The organism is Ectothiorhodospira magna, from assembly GCF_900110965.1.
Lineage (GTDB): Bacteria > Pseudomonadota > Gammaproteobacteria > Ectothiorhodospirales > Ectothiorhodospiraceae > Ectothiorhodospira > Ectothiorhodospira magna.
In genome coordinates this window covers 1-8,252 of the sequence record NZ_FOFO01000040.1, presented here as the reverse complement: position 1 = coordinate 8,252, position 8,252 = coordinate 1, and the positions used below count along the sequence as shown (strand labels likewise).

At 53.6% G+C, this 8,252-nt stretch carries 10 protein-coding genes; 6 read left to right on the top strand and 4 right to left on the bottom strand.

Going from position 1 to position 8,252, the window contains the following annotated elements; translation table 11 throughout:
* The coding region (locus tag BMX62_RS12175) for an RNA-guided endonuclease InsQ/TnpB family protein (RefSeq protein ID WP_143339802.1) at positions 1–725 on the bottom strand (725 nt) is incomplete at its 3' end.
* Positions 726–781: 56 nt separating this feature from the next.
* Between BMX62_RS12175 and tnpA the strand changes: the two genes are divergently transcribed.
* Together tnpA and BMX62_RS12775 are read left to right on the top strand one after the other, a co-directional pair.
* Positions 782–1,195 (top strand): IS200/IS605 family transposase, encoded by a 414-nt coding sequence (tnpA, locus tag BMX62_RS12170; protein ID WP_090209499.1) that lies wholly within the window; start codon positions 782–784, stop codon positions 1,193–1,195.
* A 61-nt stretch (positions 1,196–1,256) separates the two neighbouring features.
* Positions 1,257–1,397, top strand: coding sequence for a hypothetical protein (locus BMX62_RS12775; RefSeq protein WP_202906275.1), 141 nt, complete (start codon positions 1,257–1,259; stop codon positions 1,395–1,397).
* An 84-nt stretch (positions 1,398–1,481) separates the two neighbouring features.
* Here the strand turns inward: BMX62_RS12775 and BMX62_RS12165 are convergent, their stop codons facing one another.
* On the bottom strand, positions 1,482–1,997 hold the full coding sequence (locus tag BMX62_RS12165) for a hypothetical protein (protein ID WP_143339800.1): 516 nt from the start codon (positions 1,995–1,997) through the stop codon (positions 1,482–1,484).
* Here BMX62_RS12165 and BMX62_RS12160 point away from each other — a divergent pair.
* On the top strand, positions 1,963–3,630 hold the full coding sequence (locus BMX62_RS12160) for a heavy metal translocating P-type ATPase (protein ID WP_238375990.1): 1,668 nt from the start codon (positions 1,963–1,965) through the stop codon (positions 3,628–3,630). The genes BMX62_RS12165 and BMX62_RS12160 overlap by 35 nt on opposite strands.
* Before the next feature lie 267 nt (positions 3,631–3,897).
* Here the strand turns inward: BMX62_RS12160 and BMX62_RS12155 are convergent, their stop codons facing one another.
* On the bottom strand, positions 3,898–4,329 hold the full coding sequence (locus tag BMX62_RS12155) for a phage integrase N-terminal SAM-like domain-containing protein (RefSeq protein WP_202906274.1): 432 nt from the start codon (positions 4,327–4,329) through the stop codon (positions 3,898–3,900).
* A 429-nt stretch (positions 4,330–4,758) separates the two neighbouring features.
* Here BMX62_RS12155 and BMX62_RS12770 point away from each other — a divergent pair, with 429 nt between their 5' ends.
* The 3 genes from BMX62_RS12770 to BMX62_RS12765 all read left to right on the top strand — a co-directional run bounded on the left by BMX62_RS12770 (position 4,759) and on the right by BMX62_RS12765 (position 7,959).
* Complete coding sequence (locus BMX62_RS12770; protein ID WP_143339798.1) at positions 4,759–5,544, top strand: hypothetical protein; 786 nt, start codon at positions 4,759–4,761, stop codon at positions 5,542–5,544.
* A 200-nt stretch (positions 5,545–5,744) separates the two neighbouring features.
* On the top strand, positions 5,745–6,866 hold the full coding sequence (locus BMX62_RS12145; RefSeq protein WP_090209490.1) for a DNA cytosine methyltransferase: 1,122 nt from the start codon (positions 5,745–5,747) through the stop codon (positions 6,864–6,866).
* On the top strand, positions 6,850–7,959 hold the full coding sequence (locus tag BMX62_RS12765) for a NotI family restriction endonuclease (RefSeq protein WP_143339796.1): 1,110 nt from the start codon (positions 6,850–6,852) through the stop codon (positions 7,957–7,959). Before BMX62_RS12145 ends, BMX62_RS12765 begins: the two co-directional genes overlap by 17 nt.
* Positions 7,960–8,098: 139 nt before the next feature.
* Here the strand turns inward: BMX62_RS12765 and BMX62_RS12140 are convergent.
* Positions 8,099–8,252 (bottom strand): type II toxin-antitoxin system YoeB family toxin (locus tag BMX62_RS12140; RefSeq protein ID WP_143339794.1); only part of this gene is annotated, 154 nt, incomplete at its 5' end.

Genomic DNA, 8,252 nt, shown 5'->3' with positions numbered 1-8,252 from the left:
GCCTTGGCGACGAGTAACCGTGCCTTGGCCCGATTGGCGCTGCCTTTCTGGCAGCGGGAGAGAGCTTTCTGCTTGCGCTTGAGGTTCTGCTGCGCCCGCTTGAGAAAGCGAGGGTTTTCGATCTTGCGGCCATTGGAGTCAATGGCCAGATGGGACAGCCCCATATCCAGGCCAACGATCCTGGCGGCATCAACGTCTTTCAGCGGTGCCGGGGCGGCCTGCTCTGTTTCAAACAGCAAGGAGGCGTAGTGCTTGCCGGTGACGGTGCGGGTCAGGGTGATGCTTTTCAGTGTGCCCTCGACCTTCCGGTGCACCCTGGCCCTGATCGGTCCAAGCTTGGGCACCTTGATCCAGTCGTCGCCGGCCTTGACGCCGACACAGTGATAGCTGGATTGTTTGCCCCGCTTGCTCTTGAAGCGCGGATAGCCGGCCTTCTGCTGGGGATCGAAGAAGCATTGGAAGGCATGATCCAGGTTCAGGCACGCCTGCTGGAGGGCCATGGAATCCGCGTCTTTGAGCCAGCCATACTTGCGCGATTTCTTGGCGACCGGCAGCAGCTTCTTGATGTCGTGTTTGGCGCTCAACGACTGGCCGTGGCGTTGGTAGCGATGGGACATGATGCGAAGGCCGGTGTTATAGACAAAGCGCACCGCGCCGAACTGGCAGTTCAGAAATGCCGCCTGTTCGGTCGTGGGGTAGATGCGTATCTTCGTGGCCTTCAGCATGTCAGTGCTCACTGCTACAATATCCAAAGATTAATAGCTATGGCGGGGTATTTCAAGTGAGTGTGCATGCAGTCTACCGACGAGGGCGGCACAGCGTCACTCGGCTAGTCGTCCACCTTGTTTTCACGACGAAGTATCGGCGCAAAGTGTTCGACGGCTACATGATCGGGCAGCTCCGAGAGGCATTTGAATCGGCTTGCGAAAAACTCGACTGCCGCATCCTTGAGTTCGATGGTGAAGAAGACCATGTTCACCTGCGCGTGGAGTATCCGCCAAAGCTGTCGATCAGCGTGCTGGTCAATAACTTGAAGTCCACGTCGTCCCGACGGGTGCGGTTCTTGAATGCCCATATTCCGCGCCTCAGCAAGAGCGCCGCGCTGTGGTCGAGATCGTATTTCGCTTGTAGCGCGGGCGGGGTGACTATCGAAACGTTGAAAGCCTATGCTCAGGGGCAGAAGACACCAGAATAGGGCCGCTTGCGCGGCCCCCGCTGACCTCCCCGCCCGAGTGGGCGAGGGTTCACGCGGGTTTTTGCTGAAGAATCTCGACCTTTCCGCGGGCGCGCCGGTGCACAAGCTGGACTTGGGTGTGGATATGGAGCGCATCCTCTCGGGCGAGGTGTCGGATGCCTTCGTGCCGGCCATGCCTTTCACTTTCCAGCCGGTCCCTTGACCCAGTGCGCGGCAAGCTCCGCCGTTCAGGGCGGGGGAGGTAGTCGCCCCGCCCATCGTGACTGTACCTGGCTGGTGCAACGACTCAGCGCTGGGCCCGTACCGCGGCTTCCAGTTCACCGCTCTGTATCGCGCCCCAGCCCATGACGGTCCGGACTTCCGCCGAACCGAACAGGGTCTGCAAATCCTTGGCCGGGAAGGTGGACGTGACCTGCTGCTGGTAGGACTGAAGCTGTGCCTGATCGGCTTCCGTGAACGTGCCGGCACGGCGCTTGTCGCGGATCTCGAACCATCCCGCCGGCCAAAGCGCCGGGTCCAGGGCGATGGAGACTGTCTGCAGAGTGGATTTTCGCATCACCTGGAACTCGAAGCTGTCCGCCGCGTTTCGCATTCCCGCGGGCCGCAAGGTGCGTGACTCGGGGCGGCCATTGCTGAAAAGCAGGTCCATCACGTCCGCCACGCCGCCGCCCGGTGAATGGCTCAGCACCACCAGATCATCGGCACGGGGGATTTCATTTTCGGTGTAAAGGTTCTGCAAGGCATACTGCATGGCCATGAAAGCCACGGTGGCAGGCCCGCAGGCATATCTGGAACACACCATCGAACGTCGCTCCGACGATCTGCTCAAGCATCTGCTGCATCCGGCGGACGCGGAGGTCTGGGTGGAGCGGGGCGGGGTGGAGGTTCTGATCAGCGCCCGCGAGGTAAGGGTGGGCGATACGGTGATTGCCGCCACCGGTACGGTCATCCCGGTGGATGGGACCGTACTGGGGGGCGAGGCCCTGGTGAACGAGGCCACCATGACCGGTGAAAGCGTGCCGGTGATTCGTCGCCGGGGTGACCCGGCCCTCTCCGGCACCCTGGTGGAAGAGGGGCGCATCCGCATCTACGCGGAAAAGGTGGGCCATCATGCCGCCGCGGCCCGGATTGCGGACTTCGTGGAGCAGTCCCTGAATGTGAAGAGTCACACCCAGTTGGAGGCCTCCCAACTGGCCGACCGGCTGGTACCCATGGTGTTGGGTCTGTCCGCCGGCACCTGGGCCGTATCCCGGGACTGGAACCGGGTTGCCGCCGTGCTGCAGGCGGATTATTCCTGTGCCCTGAAACTGGCCACTCCCGTGGCCTTCAAGTCCTCCATGTACCGCGCCGGCAAGACCGGCATGCTGGTGAAGGGGGCAGGGGCACTGGAGCGCCTGGCCGAGGCCGATACGGTGGTCTTCGACAAGACCGGTACCCTCACTTGCGGAGAACTGGAAGTCACCGACTCCATCGCCTTCGATGCCGCCTTCACCTCCGAGGATCTCATCAACCTGGCGGCCTCGGTGGAAGAACACTACTTTCATCCCCTGGCCATTGCCGTGGTGGAAGCGGCGGAACGGCTGCCCCATCAGCAGCACTTCAACCACAAGGAAGTGGAGTTCATCGTCGCCCACGGGGTGGCCAGCGTCATCGATGACAAGCGCATCGTCGTGGGTTCCCGTCATTTTCTGGAGGAGCACGAGGGGATTGCCATTGCCCCCCAGACCCAGGTGATTGAATCGCTCAAGCGCCAGGGCAAGACGCTGCTCTATATTGGATTCGGTGGCGGGCTGCTCGGGGTGCTGGGTCTCAAGGACCGCCTGCGCCACAACAGCGCCGACACCGTGGCCCGCCTGCGCGGCCTGGGTATCGAGCGCATCTACATGCTCACCGGGGATCATGAAGACCGCGCCGGGGAAATGGCCGCACTGCTGGGCCTGGACGGCTATCACGCCGAACTGCTGCCGGAGGACAAGGCGCGCATCCTGCAGGAACTTTCCGCCCAGGGGGCACGGATTGCGTTTGTGGGAGACGACATCAACGACGCCCCGGCCCTGTCCGGTGCCCATGTGGGGATCGCCATGCACCAGGGCGCCGAGATTGCCCGGCTGGCGGCGGACATCACCCTGCTGGAAGACGACATCGCCCGCGTTGCCGACGCCCGCGCCCTGGCCCTGTCGACCCGCGGCCTCATCGACAGCAACTTCCGCCTGACGGTGGGGCTCAATACCGCCATCCTGTCCGCGGCAGCCTTCGGCTGGCTCAGCCCCGTGGCCGCCTCCCTGCTTCACAACGGCAGCACCATCGCCATCCTGCTGCGTGCCCTGTCGGGCGGCGCGCGCGTCGTATCCGCGGGACAATCCTCAAACCAGGCCCCTGGCGATCAGCACGGAAAACCTGACCTGAAACAGGAAGTGCGTCACAAAATCGGCTAATCTCGACTTCAGGACCATGCATTGGAAAGGTCATGGAGTACAGGGAACCCGTGCGGCCCGAATGGGGTAGGGCAGGAGAGGGCGGTTATCCAAGGAAGCCCCCGCTGGACAGGCAGCGAGGGGCACAGGGTGTTTCAGGCATCCAGGGGGCTTCTGACGGCGAGACCGCCGCGATTGGGAAAGACAGACTGCCAACGCCATTCGCGAGGGGCATTGGGATACTTCCGTGCCAGTGCGTCAGGCAAAAGGGTTTCCCCCAGTCCCTGCTCAACATCCCTGGCGTGCAGGGCACGCACGGTTTCCAGGTGCTCGTTCAATGGGCCAACCAGCGATTCCGGCAAGGGCACGATCCGGTCCTTGTTCCCCTTGCCGGATCTCACCATGCGCACGCCAGTAGTCCCAGTCGAACGTTTCACTCCATTCCGTGTGTGCCAACTTATACAGAATCTGTATAGCGTCGATGACCTGCGCGTACTGCCAAGGCTTCAAGTTAGGGGATTCGCCCACCTTGAGCAGATAGCCCGAGATGTCGTCAGGGGTGAGGGAGGCCAGTCGTCGGCGGGGGAAAGCACGGATGAACTGCTCCGCCCGAATCCGATACCAGCGCACCGATTCAGGCTTGATTCCTTTTTGAATCAGATGTTTGCTAAAGCGGGACCAGAAAACGCGCTCTTTGTCCGTAAGAGGGGAGTTAGCCATGTCCTTGGCTCCAATCCTGGGTGAGGCGAAACTGTTGCCCGATGATGCAATACTTTGGGGATGGGTGGCAAGATTTCAAGATCTGAAGCCATGCTATGCGGAATCTGTCTTTCCTGGGAAAGGCCGATTCTTTTTAATCTACTGTTAGGCATACAGGAGAAAGTGTTATGGCACAAAAAGTTGCAGAATCAATCCGGCATTGCAAGAAATGCGGAAGAAAGACAATGCATTACAAAAACACCAAAGAGATGAGTTGGCTAATGCATTTAGTATTGACAATTTTCACAGTCGGGGTTTGGCTGTTAGTTTGGTTCGTGGTTATGATTTGGCATATTCTTACAAAACCGATTGGAGGCAAATGGACGTGTTCTCAATGTGGAACTACTGCCTAAGAGATTACGGCAACTTGACTCATGGGATTGGTTTGAAATGAAACACTTTGACCCCTCCGGCATAATCAGAATATTAAATGAAAAAAACGTTCGGTTTGGTAGCAAAGGTAGTCGTCAATGGGAGTTGCTAAAGAAATTCAACGGCCGAACTGTCAGTGATTTTTCTTATGCTGCGCAAGAAGCAAACAGGACATCCGCAGCAGGAACTTATCAAACATCGAACTGGTGGGTTAGGGAACTGGATTATTGCTGGAATCATCGCGTTATTCGTATCGACACACTAGAGATAACTTCCTTGAAAATGCGCGAAGAACAACTCGCACTAAAGGAACAGCAGACTCTTAGTGCAGAGAACTCAGTGAAGAAAATCACTCATGATGATTTGTCAGCAGAAGAATGTCTCAATAGTTCCGGAATTTATGTTGCTATTCCTCTAAGTAGTCGGTTGATGCCAGTCACACGCGATCCTCGATACGTCAATGATTGCGCGCGCGTCAATAATCTCAATGTTAAAATTGGAAAAGCGAGAAGCTTTACGGTTCGCCAGCGAAACTATTGGGCTGATTTTGATCCGGAAAACATTGAATTTGTCCCGATAGCGAAGGTTGAAGATATTCAACAGGCGGAAACAGCTATTCTGCGGAAGTTAGATTCCTTCCGGCTAATCAGTCCAAAAGGAGGAAAAATGGATTGGCTTGTCGGAATAGAGGCCTGTTTGGTTGTGAGTAACGCTTACGAGGCTCTAAGAGCAGAAGGAATCGATTATCAGATTATATACAACCGATTTCTTAAAACTGACATGCAGTCAAGTAACAGACAGTGATCCGACCGGCAAATGAACTATCCAAGCTTTGTTGCATTTATAGAGAATTAAACGGGTCAGGTTCGGTTTATTTCTAGAGAATCGAATCAAAATAATCGCCTAACGATGTGCTCCAGCCGAAGCCGGTTTCGCTCTCGCTCAACCGGCTCGGCTGAGCATGGCGTTAGCTGCATGAACCCGAAATTTAACGGAGTCGAAATTTGAAGAAGCAAAAGCTACAAGCCATAAGCCTATTTTCGGGAGCTGGCGGCATGGACATCGGTGTACGGGGTGCGGGCTTCAATATTCTTGCGGAGATTGAGTTCGACCAGCACTGCTGTGCAACTCTTGAGGCCAACGCCGAAACCCAAGGATTTGGCTCCAAAGTCATTCATGCAGACATACGAAATCTTAATCCGAAGCAATTGATGACCGATCTATCCGTAAAGAAAGGCGAACTTGACTTACTTTTCGGTGGTCCACCTTGTCAATCTTTCTCTTTAGCAGGAAAACAGCGTGGTTTAGAAGATGAGCGAGGGCTACTCCTTTTTGAAATAATTAGGTTTGCGAAAGAGATGCAGCCTAAAGTTATTTTTCTTGAGCAAGTCAAAGGGTTGCTTTCCTCAAAGGGCCAAAACAATAGGCGCGGCGAAGTGTTTGAAAAGTTTCTTAAAGAACTGGAAGCCATTGACTACACGCCGAAATGGCGGGTAATTATGGCAGCCGATTATGGTGTACCTCAATTAAGAGAACGGCTATTTGTAATAGCAACCAGAGGGTGCAACGGATTTTATTTTCCAGAACGAACACATGCTCCCATAGAGGAGTGCAATGGGCTATTTTCGTACAAGCCATATATCGGAATAGGTGAAGTTCTAAATGGACTGTCAGAGCCAGACCCAAAAATTAAAGGTAAAACTGTTTACGACAGAGCGGATAGCCATGTTGATGTAACTCCACCACGAGATCGTGAGCGAATTGCTCAAGTCCCTGAAGGCTCTTATTTGGCAGCCCAAACCCACCTTGGGGAAGAACTCCGTTGCGGGTTATCACCAAAGGATACAACCAAATATTTGCGCCTTCACAGAAAACGCCCCTCAAACACATTGCGGTGCGGAGAAATTTTTTATCACCCTACTGAAAGTCGATATTTGACTCCTAGAGAGTACATGCGAATACATGGATATCCTGACGATTACATATTGAAGGGGCCAATTCGATCAAGAACAGGGTCAGTCCCAAACTTAGATCAGCACAGGCAAATTGCCAATTCTGTCCCTCCTCCCTTGGCTAAAGCAATGGCGCTCCAAATCAAAGGATTTCTAGATGAGCAAAATATTTGAACTGTACGGATATCGTCTTGACTGCTGGAATGCAGAAGCCTCTGCCAATAGAGAAAAAGCATGGTGTCCTTTTATGGATGCCGAGTGTGACGGTGGCGGGAACCGTTACCTTTCTGCATTAGACATCAGTAAGAACCCAAAGCTGGGAAAGTTTTTTCCAGGGAAGAAAATAGTTCAGTCCGGTGTTTGCTCTTTACGTTTGCGAGATTCGGAACAGCCATGGATTGTTTGTCCACGCCGTTTATTGTCCTTGAAAGGGCAGAAGTCCAACTATCAAACTCATGTTCGTGAGCAATTGGTCAAATATTCAAATCTTGAACAAGGAAAACTCTATCGGGCATGGTCTGAAGTTAAAATGAAAGTTGAAACCACTAATGATGATGATGAGGCAAAATCCTTCGATTACACTTTTGATTATGTCGTAGCCGGTGCGAGCCGAAAAAAACTATCTGAAGTGGCCGCACTTGTTGGAAAAGGACTTGGCGCAACCAAAAAAATGGCTGAAGACAATCAATATACATTGGCCTCCAGAAACGGTGAGCTTTGGATTGACGACTTTCCTTCTGATCCAATTGTTATTGTTGAAATCATGACTTCAAGCACATCAGGGGGCGACAAAAAGAAGCGAACCCAGATCGCAATGGCTTGTGAGGATGCCGTTGTTTCTCCAGAAAATCATAATGGTCCAGGAATTAACTATCGCCAAGTATGGGCGAGAATGGTTAGTCAGTTAATTGTAAAATCCCAAGTCGGACTTGCTTGGAATGGCAAAACCATCTGGCTTCTTCAGGATCTTCTTGCTCAATACATTTCATCTACTACAGCACTGGATTTGTCAAAGTACATAGCTCAACATCCTGATGAGGTGAATATTCTTGCATTCGGGTATGGCGAAGTCGATGCAAAACCTCCCGTTCCGATCATAGAATTACGCGACTCTACTTTTTATGCAGGACCTATAACCGAAAACGCGGACCATTCTGTTTCTAAAGGCTTTGTTGAGATTGTAAAAATTGGTGCTCCACCTGAGAAAGAACACTTATGGCGCTCTTTGTTTAAGAAGAAGTCATGTGGAAATGTCACTTGGAAATGAAGGAAAAAGCAGCTAAAAATTAAACGGGTCAGGTTCGGTTTAATTTTCAAGACCGAATCTAAGCCATCAAATCGCCTAACACGGTGCTCCAGCCGAAGCCGGTTTCGCTCTCGCTCAACCGGCTCGGCTGAGCGTGGCGTTAGGGCTGATCGTAGTGCCCGCCGATGGCGAATATGTAAATGGACTTCTCGTCAAATCGATATATAAGCCGATCTTTCTGCGAAATCCGTTTTGACCAGAGGCCAGTAAGGTTGTGCTTAAGTTGCTCGGGCTTACCCAGCCCCGATGACGGA

Coding starts and splice junctions, on each gene's coding strand:
- BMX62_RS12165 (WP_143339800.1), bottom strand. CDS start 1,997: ATGGTGTGTTCCAGATATGCCTGCGGGCCTGCCACCGTGGCTTTCATG.
- BMX62_RS12765 (WP_143339796.1), top strand. CDS start 6,850: ATGAGCAAAATATTTGAACTGTACGGATATCGTCTTGACTGCTGGAAT.
- BMX62_RS12770 (WP_143339798.1), top strand. CDS start 4,759: ATGAAACACTTTGACCCCTCCGGCATAATCAGAATATTAAATGAAAAA.
- BMX62_RS12155 (WP_202906274.1), bottom strand. CDS start 4,329: ATGGCTAACTCCCCTCTTACGGACAAAGAGCGCGTTTTCTGGTCCCGC.